The sequence below is a fragment of the Variovorax sp. CCNWLW186 genome, from assembly GCF_037203865.1.
Lineage (GTDB): Bacteria > Pseudomonadota > Gammaproteobacteria > Burkholderiales > Burkholderiaceae_C > Variovorax.
In genome coordinates, this window is the sequence record NZ_JBBCBO010000001.1 from 170,654 (window position 1) to 189,017 (window position 18,364).

At 65.1% G+C, this 18,364-nt stretch carries 14 protein-coding genes and 1 pseudogene; 11 read left to right on the forward strand and 4 right to left on the reverse strand.

Annotated features, from left to right (window positions below):
* Positions 1-41: 41 nt before the first annotated feature.
* Positions 42-626: a C40 family peptidase gene (locus tag V9K97_RS00840; RefSeq protein ID WP_258505834.1), complete on the reverse strand. Its 585-nt coding sequence runs from the start codon at positions 624-626 to the stop codon at positions 42-44.
* A 274-nt stretch (positions 627-900) separates the two neighbouring features.
* Here V9K97_RS00840 and V9K97_RS00845 point away from each other — a divergent pair, with 274 nt between their 5' ends.
* A complete protein-coding gene (locus tag V9K97_RS00845; RefSeq protein ID WP_337315839.1) occupies positions 901-1,998 on the forward strand; it encodes a PQQ-dependent sugar dehydrogenase in 1,098 nt (365 codons plus the stop codon).
* Positions 1,999-2,007: 9 nt separating this feature from the next.
* Here the strand turns inward: V9K97_RS00845 and V9K97_RS00850 are convergent, their stop codons facing one another.
* The gene (locus V9K97_RS00850; protein WP_337315840.1) at positions 2,008-2,814 is read right to left on the reverse strand and encodes an alpha/beta fold hydrolase; all 807 of its coding nucleotides are present in this window, start codon (positions 2,812-2,814) and stop codon (positions 2,008-2,010) included.
* 75 nt (positions 2,815-2,889) lie between these two features.
* On the opposite strand from V9K97_RS00850, the gene V9K97_RS00855 reads away from it, so the two are divergent.
* From V9K97_RS00855 to V9K97_RS00885, 7 genes and pseudogenes are all read left to right on the forward strand, one after another.
* Positions 2,890-3,492, forward strand: coding sequence for an isochorismatase family protein (locus tag V9K97_RS00855; protein WP_337315841.1), 603 nt, complete (start codon positions 2,890-2,892; stop codon positions 3,490-3,492).
* Positions 3,493-3,650: 158 nt separating this feature from the next.
* Positions 3,651-5,570: pseudogene (locus V9K97_RS00860) on the forward strand (propionate--CoA ligase); the annotation flags it as partial.
* 178 nt (positions 5,571-5,748) lie between these two features.
* The gene (locus tag V9K97_RS00865; protein ID WP_258505837.1) at positions 5,749-8,625 is read left to right on the forward strand and encodes a 2-oxoglutarate dehydrogenase E1 component; all 2,877 of its coding nucleotides are present in this window, start codon (positions 5,749-5,751) and stop codon (positions 8,623-8,625) included.
* Between the two features lie 55 nt (positions 8,626-8,680).
* Positions 8,681-9,949, forward strand: a complete 1,269-nt coding sequence (odhB, locus tag V9K97_RS00870) for a 2-oxoglutarate dehydrogenase complex dihydrolipoyllysine-residue succinyltransferase (protein WP_337295989.1) — start codon at positions 8,681-8,683, stop codon at positions 9,947-9,949.
* Positions 9,950-9,962: 13 nt separating this feature from the next.
* Positions 9,963-11,393 carry a dihydrolipoyl dehydrogenase gene (gene lpdA / locus V9K97_RS00875; protein WP_157613537.1) on the forward strand — a complete coding sequence of 477 codons (1,431 nt, stop codon included), beginning with the start codon at positions 9,963-9,965 and terminating at the stop codon, positions 11,391-11,393.
* A 4-nt stretch (positions 11,394-11,397) separates the two neighbouring features.
* The gene (gene zapE, locus V9K97_RS00880; RefSeq protein ID WP_337295988.1) at positions 11,398-12,498 is read left to right on the forward strand and encodes a cell division protein ZapE; all 1,101 of its coding nucleotides are present in this window, start codon (positions 11,398-11,400) and stop codon (positions 12,496-12,498) included.
* Entirely contained in the window at positions 12,495-13,169 is a 675-nt protein-coding gene (locus tag V9K97_RS00885) for a hypothetical protein (RefSeq protein WP_258505840.1), read from the forward strand. Before zapE ends, V9K97_RS00885 begins: the two co-directional genes overlap by 4 nt.
* A 34-nt stretch (positions 13,170-13,203) precedes the next feature.
* Here V9K97_RS00885 and V9K97_RS00890 read toward each other — a convergent pair whose 3' ends face one another.
* A complete protein-coding gene (locus V9K97_RS00890) occupies positions 13,204-13,974 on the reverse strand; it encodes a PP2C family protein-serine/threonine phosphatase (RefSeq protein WP_157613540.1) in 771 nt (256 codons plus the stop codon).
* Between the two features lie 106 nt (positions 13,975-14,080).
* On the opposite strand from V9K97_RS00890, the gene V9K97_RS00895 reads away from it, so the two are divergent.
* A complete protein-coding gene (locus V9K97_RS00895; RefSeq protein WP_126747274.1) occupies positions 14,081-14,284 on the forward strand; it encodes a DUF465 domain-containing protein in 204 nt (67 codons plus the stop codon).
* Positions 14,281-16,347 carry an ATP-dependent DNA helicase gene (locus V9K97_RS00900; protein WP_337315842.1) on the forward strand — a complete coding sequence of 689 codons (2,067 nt, stop codon included), beginning with the start codon at positions 14,281-14,283 and terminating at the stop codon, positions 16,345-16,347. The genes V9K97_RS00895 and V9K97_RS00900 overlap by 4 nt, the downstream gene beginning before the upstream one ends.
* 79 nt (positions 16,348-16,426) lie before the next feature.
* Here V9K97_RS00900 and V9K97_RS00905 read toward each other — a convergent pair whose 3' ends face one another.
* Positions 16,427-17,236, reverse strand: coding sequence for an outer membrane protein assembly factor BamD (locus tag V9K97_RS00905; protein ID WP_337315843.1), 810 nt, complete (start codon positions 17,234-17,236; stop codon positions 16,427-16,429).
* A gap of 56 nt (positions 17,237-17,292) precedes the next feature.
* On the opposite strand from V9K97_RS00905, the gene V9K97_RS00910 reads away from it, so the two are divergent.
* Positions 17,293-18,276: an RluA family pseudouridine synthase gene (locus tag V9K97_RS00910; RefSeq protein ID WP_337316025.1), complete on the forward strand. Its 984-nt coding sequence runs from the start codon at positions 17,293-17,295 to the stop codon at positions 18,274-18,276.
* Positions 18,277-18,364 lie beyond the last annotated feature (88 nt).

The following is an 18,364-nucleotide window of genomic DNA, read 5'->3' on the forward strand; positions in this document are numbered from 1 at the left end:
CGCCGCGGCGGGATTTTTTATGGCCTTGAAGGGCGGGCGGCTCAGTCGCCGGAGCGGGTCGCGGCGGTGGCCGCGGCCTTGACCTCTTCATTGGGGGCGCCGCCAAGCACGCGGCGGGCTCCGTCGAAGCGGCGGCTCCAGTAGCTGCCGTTCATGTCTTCCACCCGCACCTGGGCGCCGGTGCGCGGCGAATGGATGAACTTGCCTTCGCCGACATAGATGCCGACATGGCTGAAGGCGCGGCGCATGGTGTTGAAGAAAACGAGATCACCGGGCTTGAGCTGGCTGCGGTCGATCTTTTCGGTGGCGGCGGCTTGTTCTTCGGCACGGCGGGGCAAGAGGTGGCCGACCGTCTGGTTGTACATGGCGCGAACGAAGCCGCTGCAATCGAAGCCTGATTCCGCCGAGTTGCCGCCACGGCGATATGGAACGCCAAGGAAGCCGATGGCGGTAACCACCAGATCGGAAGTCCGTTCGGTGACGGTTTGGCGAACCTGCTGAAGTTGTCCGATCAGGCCCTTGTCGGCAAGGAGGCGGGCCAGTTCGTCATCGGTTCGGTCCTGTTGAGGAGCGGCCTGGACGGCGACGGCAAACAGGAGGGAAGCGGGTAGGACGAAAAAACGCATGGCGCGTAGGATATTGATGACGCGCGGTTATGTCAACCTCATCTGAATTGGCGAATGTATCTCCAAATGATTGATTTGCTTGAAATTTTTCGATTCGGCTGAAGAAAAAATGTAACGGCGGACCTTTATGAACCATAAGCGTTTGCCCGTAAATGAACCTGCGCCCCAAAGGTGAATCGGCCAATGGATCGTGTTTGATCGACAAAATCCCGCAACAACGCTCCAACTTCCCGCAAAATTCATGAATCTGCAAATTGGATCAAACTTTCGGCCTATGGGCCGCGCAGCTGTTTTGGCGGGGTTGGCGTTCGCGGGCACCGTTGTAGCGCAGATACGCGCTGAGATCATTTCGTCAGGTCTCGAGAATCCATGGGGCGTCGCCTTCTTGTCGGATGGCCGGTTCGCGGTGACCGAGCGCGCCGGTCGTTTGCGGGTGATTGCCGCGGACGGAAAAATCAGCCCCCCAGTGACCGGGCTGCCCGCGATTGCGGCCGGCGGCCAGGGTGGCCTGCTCGACGTGCTGGCGGATTCAGGATTCGAAAAGAACCGCACGCTGTACTTCTGTTTTTCCGAACCCCAGGCAGGGGGCTCGGCCAACGGTACTGCGCTGGCACGCGCACAGCTTTCTGAAGACGGCGCGAAGCTGGAGAACCTGCGCATCATCTTCAGCCAGCAACCCAAGGTGGCCAGCCGCAACCACTTCGGCTGCCGCATCGTCGAGGCGCGAGACGGCAGGCTGTTTCTCACGCTCGGCGACCGGTACAGCCGCAAGGAAGACGCGCAGAAGCTCGACAGCCATATCGGGAAGGTCGTGCGCATCGCAAAGGATGGAACCGTGCCCAAGGACAACCCGTTCGTCGGCAGGGCGGGTGCGCTGCCCGAAATCTGGAGCTACGGCCACCGCAATGGCCAGGGCGCGGCGCTTGCGCCCGATGGCCGTTTCTGGATGACGGAGCATGGTCCGCAAGGCGGCGACGAAATCAATGTGCCGCAGGCCGGCCGCAACTACGGCTGGCCGGTGATCACCTATGGCGAAAACTACGGCGGCGGCAAGATCGGCGACGGCCTCACCTCCAAGGACGGCCTGGAGCAGCCGCTGCACTACTGGGTGCCGTCGATTGCGCCATCGGGCATGACGTTTCTGACCAGCGACCGCTATGGCGCAGCGTGGAAGGGCAACCTGTTCGTCGGGTCGCTCAAGTTCGGCTACCTCGACCGCATCGAACTGAAGGACGGCAAAGTGGCTGCCGAGCACAAGCTCCTGGCCGACGGCAGGGCACGCATTCGCGACGTGAAGCAGGGGCCGGATGGTTTGCTCTACGTGCTGACCGATGAATCCGACGGCAAGCTGCTGCGTCTACGACCCAATTGAGTTTGCTTTTCAGCCGGGGCAGCCCGGCAGAGGCAGCGTCGGCAGCATGCGGCGCCAGAGCCGCATCCACTCGGGCCAGTCATGGCCGCCCTCGGTCGTGAACACGCGCCCCTCGGGCAGCGCCGCGGCCAGGAGCCGGTGGCTGAAAGCAAACCGGTCGTCGATGCCGTAGCCCAGGTAAAGCGGCGGGCGCGCGCCGAATGTGGCGCTGTGGCCGACGTAGCCCCGCAGCCATTGCCAGAGCTGCGTTTCGTTCGGTGTTCGCAGGTCGCTGCCCGGCGGAGCCTCAAGCGGCCCGGTCCACCGGGCCACGCCGCCCGCATTGGCGATGTCCAGGCTGAGCGCGCGTTCCCCGAGGTAGGGCGCGATGGTCACGAGGCCGGCCAGTTCGCCGGGGTGGGTTTGCGCATAGAGGAGCCCGCCGAAACCGCCGACCGAGATGCCGACGATCCAGATCGACTTGTAGCCCTTGCTGCGTGCCGGCGCCATCACATCCTTGCTCAGGCGGTCGAGGATGCTCTTGTTGTTGTAGTAGCCGAGGTGCGCATCGACCAGCATTGCGTCCACCGCGAGCCTGTTGTCGCCCAGCGCCTTGACGAAACCTTCACGCGTGAATTCGTCCGGGTGCGAATATGCGCCGGGCAGCAGCACCAGCAGCGTGTCGGCATTCGGTGTGCAACTGCTCTTTTCGAGCGTGCTCTTCAGCGGTGCATTGGCCGTTCGCAGCCCGCCGCAGCCGGCGACCAGGAGCACGGCGCAAAGGCCGAGCAGCGAGAGAGGGCGCCGCGCCGAAAGGCGTCGTGAAAAGATCCGCATCCGGCGGAGTCTAGGTGCACGGCTTTTCGGTGGTACGGTCTAGCCCAATCAATTTTCATCTGAAAGAATCAGTTCATGCTGCTCGACGCCTCGCAATCCCAACTCGTGCTGATCGACTACCAGGCGCAACTGATGCCTGCGATCTTCGAGGCCGATGCCGTGTCGCAGAACGCCGTGCGACTGGGCAAGATGGCGCGCCTGCTCGAAGTGCCGGTCTGGGGCACCGAGCACAACCCGTCGAAGCTTGGCGAAACCGTGCCCGACATTCGCGCGCTGTATCAGCGAACCTTGCCCAAGATGCATTTCAGCGGCATGGAGGAGGGCCTTGGCGAGTGGCTGCGCGTGCCACCCAAGGCGCCGCAGGGCAATGCCCGAAGCCTGCCGAAGCACCTGCAAAAGCCCGTTGCCGCGGCCGAAGAGCGCAACACCATCGTGATTGCCGGCTGCGAGGCACATGTGTGCCTGCTGCAGACCGCGCTCGATCTGCTGGAAGACGAATTCGAAGTTTGGGTGGTGACCGACGCCTGCAGCTCTCGCACCGAGCGCAATCGCGACGCGGCCTTCGACCGGTTGGCCGGCGCGGGCGCCGAACTGGTGACCACCGAGATGGTCGGGTTCGAGTGGCTGCGCACGGCCGAGCACCCGGCATTCCCCGAGCTGCTGAAGATCATTCGATAACGACCTTGCGTTCGGCCCCGAGGGGGCCCGGGGCCGGGGCGACGCGGGCGATACCTGATTGTCCGGCGCGTCAGCTTGCTGCAAGATCGATCTCCATAATTATGAATTCAGTTTTAGGCGGCGCTGATCGCCGGAGCTGATTCCATAACCAGGAGACATCGCAGATGAGCCGCTACGAAGAGTTCTATCGCCAGTCGGTGGATGCGCCGGAGGCGTTCTGGGCCGAGCAGGCCAGGCTGATCGATTGGAAGACGCCGCCGGCCCAGGTTTTGGACGCCAGCCAGCCGCCATTTGCCCGCTGGTTCGTGGGTGGAACCACCAACCTGTGCCACAACGCGGTCGACCGGCACCTGGCCGCACGTGGCGACCAACCCGCGTTGATCTTCGTGTCGACCGAAACCGGCACTGAAAGAACCTACAGCTTCCGCGAACTGCACGCCGAGGTGCAGCGCACCGCGGCCAGCCTGGTCGAGTTGGGAGTGGGCAAGGGTGACCGGGTGCTCATCTATATGCCGATGATTCCTGAAGCCGCGTTCGCCATGCTGGCGTGCGCGCGGATCGGCGCGATCCACTGCGTGGTTTTCGGCGGCTTTGCCAGCGGCTCGCTGGCCGCGCGCATCGAGGACGCAGAACCCAAGGTGGTGGTGAGTGCCGATGCCGGCTCGCGCGGCGGCAAGGTCATTGCGTACAAGCCGCTGCTCGACGAGGCCATCCGGATTTCGAAGCACAAGCCGGCGGCCGTGCTGCTCACCGACCGCGGCCTGGCCCCCATGACGCTCACCGCCGGCCGCGACCATCTGGCGGCCGAGCTGAACCTGAAGCACGCCGAAACCGAGGTTCCATGCACTTGGCTGGCCGCCACCGACATCAGCTACACCATCTACACCAGTGGCACCACGGGCAAGCCGAAGGGCGTGCAGCGCGATGTCGGCGGCTATGCGGTGGCGCTGGCCGCCAGCATGAAGCACATCTTTGACGGACGGCCGGGCGAAACCTATTTTTCGACCAGCGACATCGGCTGGGTGGTGGGCCACAGCTACATCGTCTACGGGCCGCTGATCGGCGGCATGGCCACCCTGATGTACGAGGGCCTGCCTACGCAGGGCATCGACAAGCAGCCTGACGGCGGCATCTGGTGGCGCCTGGTCGAGAAGTACAAGGTGACGGTGATGTTCAGCGCGCCCACCGCGGTGCGCGTGCTCAAGAAGCAAGACCCGGCGCTGCTGAAAAAATACGACCTGTCGAGCCTGCGCGCGCTCTTCCTGGCGGGCGAACCGCTCGACGAGCCCACCGCGCGGTGGATTGCCGACGGACTGGGCGTGCCGATCATCGACAACTATTGGCAGACCGAATCGGGCTGGCCGATCATCACCATTGCCAACGGCGTGGAAAAAAAGCCCAGCAAATTCGGCAGCCCCGGCGTGCCGATGTACGGATACCGCGTGAAGATCCTGCACGAATCCACCGGCGAGGAGCTGACCGGCGCCAACGAGAAGGGCGTGGTCGTGATCGAAGGCCCCACGCCGCCGGGCTTCATGCAAACGGTGTGGAAGAACGACAAGCGCTTCGTCGACACCTACTGGAAATCCATACCCGGCAAGATGGTCTATTCGACCTTCGACTGGGGTATTCGCGACGAAGACGGCTACTTCTACATCCTCGGCCGCACCGACGACGTGATCAACGTGGCCGGCCACCGCCTTGGCACGCGCGAGATCGAGGAGAGCATTTCGGGCCACCCGGGCGTGGCCGAGGTGGCCGTGGTTGGTGTGGCCGATGCGCTCAAGGGGCAGGTGGCCATGGCGTTTGTCGTGCCCCGGGACGGCGGGGCGGTTACCAATTCCGATGCGGCGCTGAAGCTCGAGGGCGAGATCATGAAAGTGGTGGCCGACCAGCTCGGGGCCCTGGCACGGCCGGCGCGCGTGCGCTTTGTGAACGGGCTGCCCAAGACCCGCAGCGGCAAGCTGCTGCGGCGAGCCATCCAGGCCGTGTGCGAGCAGCGCGACCCGGGCGACCTGACCACCATCGACGACCCCTCCACGCTGCAGCAGATCAAACAACTACTTTCTTCTGACTGAATGAGCAAGGGCTATCTTGCGAAGTTGCGCCGAGCCGTCATATGTCTGACGTGGCACAATGCCAAGGTACTCAGGCCCTTCCCCAGCCACAGTCGCATCCGCCAACCGGTTCAGCCGTGTCGCGGAAGGTTTCTTAACCAGCTAGTGCTTCCTTCAGGGAAGCGAAGGTCAGCGGAATATGAGCGATTCATCTACGCCATCGGCGTACACCGCCTATCAAGGCAACACCTACCTCTTCGGCGGCAATGCGCCCTATGTCGAGGAGATGTACGAAAACTACCTTGCCAACCCGGGCAGCGTGCCTGACAACTGGCGCTCGTATTTCGATGCGCTGCAGAACGTACCCGCCGTCGACGGCACCAATGCGCGCGACGTGCCGCATCAGCCGGTCATCAACGCCTTTGCCGAGCGTGCCAAGCAGGGCACCACGCGCGTGGTCCAGGCCAGCGGCGCAGACTCCGAACTCGGCCGCAAGCGCACCGCTGTCCAGCAACTGATTGCCGCCTACCGCAACGTCGGCGCCCGCTGGGCCGACCTCGACCCCCTGAAGCGCGCCGAGCGCCCGGCCATTCCGGAACTCGAGCCCTCGTTCTACGGCTTTACCGACGCCGACCTCGAGACGGTGTTCAACACCAGCAACACCTTCTTCGGCAAAGAGACCATGTCGCTGCGCGACCTGCTCAATGCCCTGCGTGAAACGTACTGCGGCACCATGGGCGCCGAGTACATGTACACCACCGACCAGAACCACAAGCGCTGGTGGCAGCAAAAGCTCGAAAGCGCCCGCACCAACCCCAAGCTGACGGCCGAGCAGAAGAAGCACGTGCTGAACCGCCTGACCGCGGCCGAAGGCCTCGAGCGCTTCCTGCACACCAAGTACGTGGGCCAGAAGCGCTTTTCGCTCGAAGGCGGCGAGAGCTTCATCGTCTCGATGGACGAGCTCATCAACCAGGCCGGCATCAAGGGCGTGCAGGAAATCGTGATCGGCATGGCCCACCGCGGTCGCCTGAATGTGCTGGTCAATTCGCTGGGCAAGCTGCCGGCCGACCTGTTTGCCGAGTTCGACCACACCGCACCTGAAGACCTGCCGAGCGGCGACGTCAAGTACCACCAGGGCTTCAGCTCGGACGTGACCACCCCCGGCGGCCCGGTGCACCTGAGCCTTGCGTTCAACCCCTCGCACCTTGAAATCGTGAACCCCGTGGTCGAAGGCTCCGTGCGTTCGCGCATGGACCGCCGCGCCGACCCGCAGGGCAAGCAGGTGCTGCCCGTGCTGGTGCACGGCGACGCGGCCTTCGCGGGCCAGGGCGTGGTGATGGAAACGCTGGCGCTGGCCGAAACGCGCGGCTACTTCACCGGCGGCACGGTGCACATCGTCATCAACAACCAGATCGGCTTCACCACCAGCGACCCGCGCGACAGCCGCTCGACGCTGTATTGCTCGGACATCGTCAAGATGATCGAGGCGCCGGTTCTGCACGTGAACGGCGACGACCCCGAAGCCGTGGTGCTGGCAACCCAGCTCGCCCTTGAATTCCGCATGGAGTTCCAGAAGGACGTGGTCGTGGACATCGTCTGCTTCCGCAAGCTGGGCCACAACGAGCAGGACACCCCCTCGCTCACGCAGCCGCTCATGTACAAGAAGATCGCCCAGCACCCCGGCACGCGCAAGCTGTACGCCGACAAGCTGGCCGCACAGGGCCTTGGCGACACGCTCGGCGACGACATGGTCAAGGCGCAGCGTGCCGCCTTCGACGAAGGCAAGAACACCATCGACCCGGTGCTCACCAACTTCAAGAGCAAGTACGCGGTCGACTGGAGCCCTTACCTAAACAAGAAGTGGACCGACGCCGGCGACACGGCCATTCCGTCCAGCGAGTGGAAGCGCCTGGCCGAGAAGATCACCACGGTGCCGGCCGGCTTCACGGTGCACCCGCTCGTGAAGAAGGTGCTGGACGACCGCGCCGCCATGGGCCGCGGCGACGTGAACGTCGACTGGGGCATGGGTGAGCACATGGCGTTTGCCTCGCTGGTGGCCAGCGGCTACCCGGTTCGCCTGTCGGGCGAAGACTGCGGCCGCGGCACGTTCACGCACCGCCACGCCGTGCTGCACGACCAGAACCGCGAGAAGTTCGACGAAGGCACCTACACGCCGCTGCAGAACGTGGCTGAAAACCAGGCACCGTTCGTCGTCATCGACTCCATCCTGTCGGAAGAAGCCGTGCTCGCGTTCGAATACGGCTACGCCTCGAACGACCCGAACACGCTCGTCATCTGGGAAGCCCAGTTCGGCGACTTCGTGAACGGCGCGCAAGTGGTGATCGACCAGTTCATCGCCTCGGGCGAAGTGAAGTGGGGCCGCGTGAACGGCCTGACCATGATGCTGCCGCACGGCTACGAAGGCCAGGGCCCCGAGCACAGCTCGGCACGCCTGGAGCGCTTCATGCAGCTGAGCGCGGACACCAACATGCAGGTGGTGCAGCCGACCACGGCCAGCCAGATCTTCCACGTGCTGCGCCGCCAGATGGTGCGCAACCTGCGCAAGCCGCTGGTCATCCTCACGCCCAAGTCGCTGCTGCGCAACAAGGATGCAACGTCGCCGCTGTCCGAGTTCACCAAGGGCAGCTTCCAGACGGTCATTCCCGACAGCAAGGGACTGAAGGCGGAGAAGGTCAAGCGCCTGATCGCGTGCTCGGGCAAGGTCTACTACGACCTGTCCAAGAAGCGCGAAGAGCAGGGCAACGACGACGTGGCCATCATCCGCGTCGAGCAGCTCTATCCGTTCCCGCACAAGGCCTTTGCCGCCGAGATCAAGAAGTACCCGAATCTCGTCGACGTGGTCTGGTGCCAGGACGAGCCGCAGAACCAGGGTGCCTGGTTCTTCGTGCAGCACTACATCCACGAAAACATGCAGGAAGGCCAGAAGCTCGGCTACTCCGGCCGTGCCGCTTCGGCATCGCCAGCGGTCGGCTACTCGCACCTGCACCAGGAACAGCAGAAGGCGCTGGTCGATGGCGCATTTGGCAAGCTCAAGGGCTTCGTGCTGACCAAGTAATCAAAAGCCTCTTTTCACACGAACACCCTCAAGAACAAAACGGAGCTCACTCCAAATGTCTATCGTAGAAGTCAAAGTCCCCCAGCTTTCCGAATCCGTGGCCGAAGCCACCATGCTCACCTGGAAGAAGAAGGCCGGCGAAGCCGTCGCCGTCGATGAAATCCTGATCGAGATCGAGACCGACAAGGTTGTGCTCGAAGTGCCCGCGCCGTCGGCCGGCGTGCTGGCTGAAATCGTGCAGCCCGATGGCGCCACCGTGGTGGCCGATCAGCTGATCGCGAAGATCGACACCGAAGGCAAGGGCGCGGCCGCCGCACCCGCGGCAGCGCCCGCTGCAGCAGCAGCTCCGGCGCCCGCCGCTGCACCGGCCCCCGCGGCCGCTGCCGCAGCCGCCGGCGGTTCGAAGTCCGACGTTGCCATGCCCGCTGCCGCCAAGCTGCTGGCCGACAACAACCTGAAGACCAGCGACGTGGCCGGCACCGGCAAGGACGGCCGCGTGACCAAGGGCGACGTGCTCGGCGCCGTGGCTTCGGGCGCCAAGCCCGCCGCCACCGTGGCCGCACCGGCTGCCAAGCCTGCGCTGCCGCAAGTTTCCGCACCCAGCGGCGCTGCAGACCTGGGCGAACGCCCAGAGCAGCGCGTGCCGATGAGCCGCCTGCGCGCCCGCATTGCCGAGCGCCTGCTGCAATCGCAATCGACCAACGCCATCCTCACGACCTTCAACGAAGTGAACATGGCGCCCGTGATGGAACTGCGTAAGCGCTTCCAGGACAGCTTCACCAAGGAGCACGGCGTGAAGCTCGGCTTCATGAGCTTCTTCGTGAAGGCTGCGGTGCATGCGCTGAAGAAGTACCCGGTGATCAACGCATCGGTCGACGGCAACGACATCCTGTACCACGGCTACTTCGACATCGGTATTGCCGTCGGTTCGCCGCGCGGCCTGGTGGTGCCCATCCTGCGCAACGCCGACCAGATGAGCTTTGCCGACATCGAGAAGAAAATCGCCGAATACGGCAAGAAGGCGCAAGACGGCAAGCTCGGCATCGAAGAGATGACCGGCGGCACGTTCTCCATCTCGAACGGCGGCACCTTCGGTTCGATGCTTTCGACGCCAATCATCAACCCGCCCCAGTCCGCCATCCTCGGCGTGCACGCCACCAAGGACCGCGCCGTGGTCGAGAACGGCCAGATCGTCATCCGCCCGATGAACTACCTTGCCATGAGCTACGACCACCGCATCATCGACGGCCGCGAAGCCGTGCTGGGCCTGGTCGCCATGAAGGAAGCGCTGGAAGATCCGTCGCGCCTCTTGTTCGACATCTGAGGAGACTGATCAGATGGCAAACAAACAATTCGACGTCATCGTCATCGGCGGCGGCCCCGGCGGCTACATTGCCGCCATCCGCGCCGCGCAACTCGGCTTCAACGTCGCGTGTATCGACGAGTGGAAGAACGGCAAGGGCGGCCCGGCACCGGGCGGCACCTGCACCAACGTCGGCTGCATTCCGTCGAAGGCGCTGCTGCAATCGTCGGAGCACTTCGAGCAGGCCGGCCACCACTTTGCCGATCACGGCATCAAGGTCGAGGGCCTGGGCCTCGACATCGACAAGATGCTGGCCCGCAAGGACCAGGTCGTGAAGCAGAACAACGACGGCATCCTGTACCTGTTCAAGAAGAACAAGATCAGCTTCTTCCATGGCCGCGGCTCGTTCGTGAAAACCGACGAAACCGGCTATGAGATCAAGGTTGCGGGCGCCGCCGAAGAATCGATCAGCGGCAAGCACATCATCGTCGCCACGGGCTCCAACGCCCGCGCATTGCCCGGCACGCCTTTCGACGAAGAGAACATCCTCTCGAACGACGGCGCGCTGCGCATCGGCGCGGTGCCGAAGAAGCTGGGCCTGATCGGCTCGGGCGTCATCGGCCTGGAAATGGGCTCGGTGTGGCGCCGTCTTGGCGCCGAAGTCACGGTGCTCGAAGCCCTGCCGACTTTCCTCGGCGCGGTGGACGAGCAGATCGCCAAGGAAGCCAAGAAGGCTTTCGACAAGCAAAAGCTCAAGATCGAACTCGGCGTCAAGGTCGGCGAGATCAAGTCGTCCAAGAAGGGCGTGAGTGTGGCCTGGACCAACGCCAAGGGCGAAGCCCAGACGCTGGAAGTCGACAAGCTGATCGTCTCGATCGGCCGCGTGCCCAACACCATCGGCCTGAACGCCGAAGCCGTGGGCCTGAAGCTCGACGAGCGCGGTGCCATTGCCGTGGACGACGACTGCAAGACCAGCCTGCCCAACGTGTGGGCCATCGGCGACGTGGTTCGCGGCCCGATGCTCGCGCACAAGGCCGAGGAAGAGGGCGTTGCGGTTGCTGAGCGCATTGCAGGCCAGCACGGCCACGTCAACTTCAACACGGTTCCGTGGGTCATCTACACCAGCCCCGAGATCGCGTGGGTCGGCCAGACCGAGCAGCAGCTCAAGGCCGCAGGCCGCGCCTACAAGGCCGGTACCTTCCCGTTCCTGGCAAACGGCCGCGCACGCGCGCTGGGCGACACGACGGGCATGGTCAAGTTCCTGGCCGATGCCGCAACCGACGAGATCCTCGGCGTGCACATCGTGGGCCCACAGGCCAGCGAGCTGATCTCCGAAGCCGTGGTGGCCATGGAGTTCAAGGCCAGCGCCGAAGACATCGCACGTATCTGCCACGCGCACCCGTCGCTGTCGGAAGCCACGAAGGAAGCGGCACTTGCCGTGGACAAGCGCACGCTGAACTTCTGATCCATTGACCAGCGTTAAAGAGGCCTATGAGGCGGAACTCGCGGTGCGCGGGTTCCAGAGCGATCCCGCGCAACTGCGCGCCGTGGAGGCGCTGGATCGCTGCGCGCGGGAGTGGGCCGGCTACAAGGCCCAGCGCTCCAATGCGCTGAAGAAGTTCATCAACCGGCCGGAGCTTCCCCGCGGCGTCTACATGTATGGCGGCGTCGGGCGGGGCAAGAGCTTCCTGATGGACTTGTTCTTCAACGCCGTGCCGCTGCGTCGCAAGACGCGCCTGCACTTTCACGAGTTCATGCGCGAGGTGCACCGCGAGCTGCGCGAGCTGCAGGGCACGGTCAACCCGCTCGACGAGCTTGGACTGCGTATTTCCAAGCGCTACAAGCTGATCTGCTTCGACGAGTTCCACGTCGCGGACATCACCGATGCGATGATTCTTCATCGGCTGCTGGTGTCGCTGTTCGAGAACGGCGTGGGCTTTGTCACCACCTCCAATTTCAGGCCCGACGACCTCTACCCCGGCGGGCTGCATCGCGACCGCATCCTGCCCGCGATTGCACTGCTGAACGAAAAGCTCGAAGTATTGAGCGTGGACAACGGCACCGACTACCGGCGCCGCACGCTCGAGCAACTGCGCATGTACCTCACGCCCAACGATGCGGCGGCCGAGAAGGAAATGCGCAAGGCTTTCGACAAGCTGGCCGAAACGGCCGACGAAAACCCGATCCTTCACATCGAGCAGCGCGAGATCCGGGCAAGGCGCAAGGCTGGCGGCGTGGTCTGGTTCGACTTCAAGACGCTCTGCGGCGGACCGCGCTCGCAGAACGACTATCTCGAAATAGCCAGCCAGTTCCACACGGTGCTGCTCTCCGACGTGCCGCACATGCCGGTGCGCATGGCCTCTGAAGCACGCCGTTTCACCTGGCTCGTCGACGTCTTGTACGACCGCCGCGTCAAGCTCATCATGTCGGCTGAGGTGGCGCCGGAGGCGTTGTATACCGAGGGACCGCTGGCGCATGAATTTCCGCGCACGGTTTCAAGGCTCACCGAAATGCAATCGAGCGAATTCCTCTCCTTGGAGCGCCGGATCGTCGACACTCGACTGACATGAAAAATATCGTTTTCGCCGTGCTGATGAGCTTGGGCAGCCTGCCGGTCTGGGCGCAGTCCAATGCGGCCGCAGGCACTGCCGACTTCGAAGCCGAGCGCAGCAGGCTGGCCGCCGAGCGCGCCGCCATCGAGGCGCGCTTCGAAAAGGAGCGCGCCGCCTGCTATCAAAAGTTTGCGGTCGAAGACTGCCTGCGCGACAGCCGCAGGCGCCGCCGTACCGAAACCGATCACATCAAGCGCCAGGAAACGGCCATCAACGACATCGAGCGCCAGCGCCGCGGTGCCGCCGAGCTCGAAAAGCTCGACCAGAAGGCCGCCACGCGGCGCCCGCAAGACACGCCCGAGAAGCAGGACGAGTCCCGCCAAGCGCAAAAAGACCGCGAGCAGCGCGCTGCCGACCACGCGGCAAGCCGCGCCGCCACGGCTGCCGAGGCGGACGAGCGCCGTCGCCAGCTCGAGGCCAAGCAGAGGGCAAACGCCGAAGACCAGGCCAAGGCCGCCCAGCGCCGCGCCGAAGCACCGGCGGAGGTCGAGCGCTTCGAGAGCAAGCAGCAAAAAGCCGCGGAGCGCCGGGCCAGCCGCGAACGGCAGAACGCCGATCGGAGCAAGCCGCGCGGTGCGCCTTTGCCTCCGCCGCCACCGGCATCGCCGGCGTCGTCTCCTTCTCGTTAGGCGCCGGGGCCGAACACCGCTCGGCGGTCGCAGGTCAGGCTTCGGCTGGCAGCGCTTCGAGTTTCAATACCGCAATGGAGATGTTGTCGCCCGTACCCCGGGCGCGGCGGCGCGCCTCGCCCACGAGAATTTCAACCGCGTCGCGCGGCGGCTCCGCATACAGCACGCTGGCCAGTTCCTCGGGGCTGAAGTAATGCCAGAGCCCGTCGCTGCACGCCATGAGCAGGTCGCCAGGCTGCATTGCCGGAATGTAGTGCGGCTCGATCGGCGGCGGAGTCGTTGTCATGCCCAGGCAGCCCAGGAGAATGTTGCCCTTGGGGTGGACGTTGGCCTCGGCCTCGCTGATTTCGCCGCGGTCGATGAGCACCTGCACATACGAGTGGTCGCGCGTGCGCGTGACGAGCTCGCCGTCCTGGAAGTGATAGATGCGGGAGTCGCCCGCATGAATCCACGCGCAGTCGCCCTTGGGATTCATGAGAAAGGCCGCCAGCGTGCTGTGCGGCTCCTGCTCGCTCGACAGCGCGGTGAGCTTGATGACCGTGTGCGCGTCTTCCAGCAATTGCCGCAGCACGGCCGTGGAACTGTCGCGGTCGGGGTGGTAGCGGGTGAACAGCTGGCGCGCCGTCATCAGCACCTGGTCGGACGCCTTGCGCCCGCCGCTGCGCCCGCCCATGCCGTCGGCAATGACGCCCAGCATGCAGCCCGGCACGCGCGGGTGGCTCATCATCAGCACCTGGTCCTGCTGGTAGGGGCGGTCTCCCTTGTGGAGGCCTGTGGCGGCGGCAAGTCGAAAGCCTAGGGTCATGAGCGCAATGCGCCAATGGCGCGCTTTCTGTCTTCTCGTGGATTCGTGTCAGGACGTATTATCGAGCGAACACGAGTGCGCGCGGAATACGCTCGCATCGCCCACGTTGGACTCCAATCTCCACTCCCTTTCCCGCCAATTGATCGAGTTGCGCATCGAACATGCCGACCTTGATGCCACCATCGACCGTCTGGCCGAGGCCTTGCCGCAAGACGAACTCCTGCTGCGGCGCCTGAAGAAGCGCCGCCTCGGGTTGCGCGACCAGATCGTGCGGCTCGAAAACCTGCTCGATCCGAGAGAACCCGCGTGACCGACACACTCGAGGACAAGGTGCGCGACGCCTTCGCGCACGGCGGTGCGCTTTCCCGTGCCGCCGATCAGTTTCGCGAACGCTCGGGACAAACCGAAATGGCGCTGGCCGTGGCGCGCACCATCGAAGACGGCGGCGTGCTGGTGGTGGAGGCCGGCACCGGCGTGGGCAAGACCTTTTCGTATCTGGTGCCGGCGTTGCTGAGCGGCGAACGCGTGCTGCTGTCGACCGCGACCAAGACCCTGCAAGACCAGCTGTTCGGCCGCGACTTGCCGCGCTTGGTCGAAGCGCTCGAACTGCCGGTGCGAACGGCGCTGCTCAAGGGCCGCGCGAGCTACCTGTGCCTGCACCGGCTCGACCTTGCGCGCCACGACGCGTCGCTGCCCGAACGCGGCAGCCTGCGCACGCTCGCCAAGATCGAGCAGTGGTCCAAGGCCACGCGAACCGGCGACCTGGCCGAGTTGCCCGGTCTGGACGAGCGCTCGCCGCTCATTCCGCTGATTACTTCCACGCGCGAGAACTGCCTGGGCGCGCAGTGTCCGCAGTTCAAGCCCTGCCACGTGAACCTGGCACGGCGCGAGGCGCTGGCCGCCGATGTGGTGGTCATCAACCACCACTTGTTCTTTGCGGATCTCGCGGTGCGCGAGACCGGCATGGCGGAACTGTTGCCCACCGTGAGCGTGGTGGTGTTCGACGAGGCCCATCAGCTCAACGAAACCGGCGTGCAGTTTCTCGGGGCGCAACTCGGCAGCGGCCAGGCGCTCGATTTCGCGCGCGATCTGCTCGGCGCGGGCTTGCAGCATGCGCGCGGGCTGGTCGACTGGCAGCAACTCGCGGCGGCCGTGGAGCGTGCGGCGCGCGAACTGCGCCTTGCAGTCGGCAAGCAGTGGCCCGGGACCAAGCTGCGCTGGGTGGGGCCTGCGCCGGAGGGCATCGATCCCGGCATCTGGCAGGGCGCGCTCGACGACTTCCAGCATGCATTCGAAATGGCGGCCGAAGGGCTCGATACCGTCAGCGAGATATCACCCGACTTCGTGCGCCTGTACGAGCGGGCGCAGCAGCTCGCCAAGCGCGCGGCGCGTTTCGCGCTGCCTTGCGAGGTCGAGTCGGTGCGCTGGGTCGACGTAGGCACGCAATTGCGCCTGGTCGAATCGCCGCTCGACATTGCCGAGGCAATGCGCACGCGCGTGCTCAAGATCAGCCACGGCGAGCCTGAACTCGATGCCTATGGCGAAGAACAGGAAGACAGCCGCCCGGCGCCGGAAGACAGCGGGCGCGCCTGGATCTTCACTTCCGCCACGCTGGGCGACGAGCCCACGCTGCGCTGGTTCACCGAGCCGTGCGGGCTGGGCGATGCCGAGGTGCTGCGGGTGCAGAGCCCATTCGACTATGCCGCCCAAGCGGGGCTCTATGTGCCGCGGGCCTTTCCGAAGCCCAACGATGCTTCTCACAGCGCACGGGTTGCGCAACTGGCTGCGCGGGGCGCCAGCGAACTCGGCGGGCGCACGCTGGTGCTGACGACCACGCTGCGTGCCTTGCGCACCATCGGCGACGAGATGAAGCAGCAGTTCGAGCGACTCGAAGCCGACGTACGGCCCGAGGTGCTGGTGCAGGGTGAACTGCCCAAGCGCGTGCTCATGGACCGCTTCCGCGAAGGCGCGCACGGCGGCCGAGCGGGTTGCGTGCTGGTGGCCTCGGCATCGTTCTGGGAGGGCTTCGACGCACCGGGCGACGCGCTGCAGCTGGTGGTGATCGACAAGCTGCCGTTTCCCCCGCCCAACGATCCGCTGGTCGAAGCGAGGTCGCAGCGGCTCGAAGCGCAGGGCCGCAATTCGTTCAGCGACTACTCGCTGCCCGAGGCGGCCGTGGCGCTGAAGCAAGGTGCGGGGCGCCTGATTCGGCGCGAAACCGATTGCGGGGTGCTTGCGATCTGCGACACCCGCCTGGTGGCGATGGGCTATGGCCGGCGATTGTTGTCCGCGTTGCCGCCGATGCGCAGGCTGGAGAGCGAAGCGGATTTCGAGGCCGCCATCAGCGACCTGAAGAATTCGCTCTCGGCCTGAAGGCGAGAGGCCGGAGGGGCAGGGGCCTGCTCTCGTCCCGACGAAGAAAAAGCCCCGAAGGGCTTTGTTCTTTATCGACTTACCAGACCTTCCACCACGGATCGTCCTTGCCCTTGAAGCCGCGGGCCAGGTACTCGCTTTGCGGGTAGTTGGTGGTCAGCACGCGATGGGCATCGTCGCGCAGGTCCTTCATGCCGAGCGCGTCGTAGGAGCGAACGATGATGTACAGCGCTTCCTCGAGTGCGGGCACTTCGCGGTAGTCGGACAGCGCAAGCTGCGCCCGGTTGATGGCCGCGAGGTAGGCGCCGCGCGAGTAGTAGTAGCGTGCCACGTGCACTTCGTACTGCGCGAGCGAGTTCACGATGTAGTTCATGCGCTGGCGCGCGTCGGGCGCGTAGCGCGATGCGGGGAAGCGCGTCACGAGCTCCTTGAACGACTCGAACGATTCCTTGGCCGCCTTCTGGTCGCGTTCGGACAGGTCTTGCCGTGTCAGGAACGAGAACATGCCCAGGTCGTCGTTGAAGTTGATCACGCCCTTGAGGTACAGCGCGTAGTCGAGCGCCGGGCTCGCCGGGTGCAGCTTCATGAAGCGGTCGAGCGTGGAAACGGCGTTGGCCTTTTCACCCGCCTTGTATTGCGCGTAGGCCTTCTCGAGCTGGGCTTGCTGTGCGAGTGGCGTACCGGCGGCGCGGCCTTCGAGCTTCTCGTACAGGGGCACGGCCTTGTCGTAGGCACCGGAGCCAGCTTCGTCCTTGGCTTCGGCATAAATGCGGTTGGGGCTCCAGCTCGCCGTCTTGTCGGCGGTGGGGGTGGAGGAGCAGCCGGCTGCAAGCAGCGCTGCTGCGCTGAGCGCGATCCAGGAGGGGACCGATAATTTGGCGCGAAACATCACATACGGCTTTCGTGAAACAGTTGCCTTCAATTATATCGACCGACCCTCTCGACCTGGTGCCTGAAACAGCCGAGGCCGACGAGAGCGCCGACCCGGTCGAATCCAGCGAGCTGCGGCCCTTTGCCATGGGGGCCGCCGAGCACGGCCAGCGGCTGGACCGCGCGCTGGCCGTCCTGGTGCCGGAATTTTCTCGCAACTATCTGCAACAGCTGATCGAAGCCGGGGCCGTGGAGCTGGAAGGGCGCACGGTGCTGAAGCCGTCCGCCACGGTGCGCGCCGGGCAGGCCGGCCGCATCGAATTGCGGCCCACGCCGCAAAGCCAGGCGTTCCGGCCCGAGGCCATGGACATCGTGACGGTGCACGAGGACGAGCACCTGCGAATCATCGACAAGCCGGCGGGCCTGGTGGTGCACCCGGCGCCGGGCCATTGGAGCGGCACCCTCCTGAACGGGCTGCTGGCGCTCGACCCCAAGGCCTCGCTGCTGCCGCGCGCCGGCATCGTGCACCGGCTCGACCGCGACACCAGCGGGCTGATGGTGGTGGCGCGGACTCGGGCTGCCATGGACGCCATGGTGGCGCTGATTGCCGCACGCGAGGTCAAGCGGCAATACCTGGCCGTCGGGCACAAGCCCTGGGCCGGCGCAGCCGCCCGGCAGGTCGACGCGCCCATTGGCCGCGATCCGCGCAACCGTTTGCGCATGGCGGTGGTCGATCTGGAGCGCCACGCGGGCAAGACAGCCCGTACCCTCATCGAGCGGCTGGACAGCAATGCGCAGGGCTGTGCCGTGCGGTGCACGCTCGAAACCGGCCGAACCCACCAGATTCGAGTGCACATGGCGTCCATCGGGCATCCGCTGGTTGGCGACGCGCTCTATGGAGGCGCGCCCGCCGCCGGGCTGGAGCGGCAGGCGCTGCACGCCTTCAGGCTGGCGTTCATGCACCCGGTCACGCAGGCGCCGCTGGAGTTTCGCTCCCTTCCGCCGGCCGATCTTGTTCATGCGCTGCAGACCTGGGGGCTGGATTACAATCGCGCCTGACGGCCCGAGGGCCGCGCCGGCCACTCGATGCCGGCCTTGCGTTGCACTCGCCGCGTGCCGGCAACGCCTACTCCTTCCATCCCTGTGA

Coding starts and splice junctions, on each gene's coding strand:
- lpdA (WP_157613537.1), top strand. CDS start 9,963: ATGGCAAACAAACAATTCGACGTCATCGTCATCGGCGGCGGCCCCGGC.
- odhB (WP_337295989.1), top strand. CDS start 8,681: ATGTCTATCGTAGAAGTCAAAGTCCCCCAGCTTTCCGAATCCGTGGCC.
- V9K97_RS00840 (WP_258505834.1), bottom strand. CDS start 626: ATGCGTTTTTTCGTCCTACCCGCTTCCCTCCTGTTTGCCGTCGCCGTC.
- V9K97_RS00890 (WP_157613540.1), bottom strand. CDS start 13,974: ATGACCCTAGGCTTTCGACTTGCCGCCGCCACAGGCCTCCACAAGGGA.
- V9K97_RS00845 (WP_337315839.1), top strand. CDS start 901: ATGGGCCGCGCAGCTGTTTTGGCGGGGTTGGCGTTCGCGGGCACCGTT.
- V9K97_RS00905 (WP_337315843.1), bottom strand. CDS start 17,236: ATGTTTCGCGCCAAATTATCGGTCCCCTCCTGGATCGCGCTCAGCGCA.
- V9K97_RS00885 (WP_258505840.1), top strand. CDS start 12,495: ATGAAAAATATCGTTTTCGCCGTGCTGATGAGCTTGGGCAGCCTGCCG.
- V9K97_RS00865 (WP_258505837.1), top strand. CDS start 5,749: ATGAGCGATTCATCTACGCCATCGGCGTACACCGCCTATCAAGGCAAC.
- V9K97_RS00850 (WP_337315840.1), bottom strand. CDS start 2,814: ATGCGGATCTTTTCACGACGCCTTTCGGCGCGGCGCCCTCTCTCGCTG.
- V9K97_RS00855 (WP_337315841.1), top strand. CDS start 2,890: ATGCTGCTCGACGCCTCGCAATCCCAACTCGTGCTGATCGACTACCAG.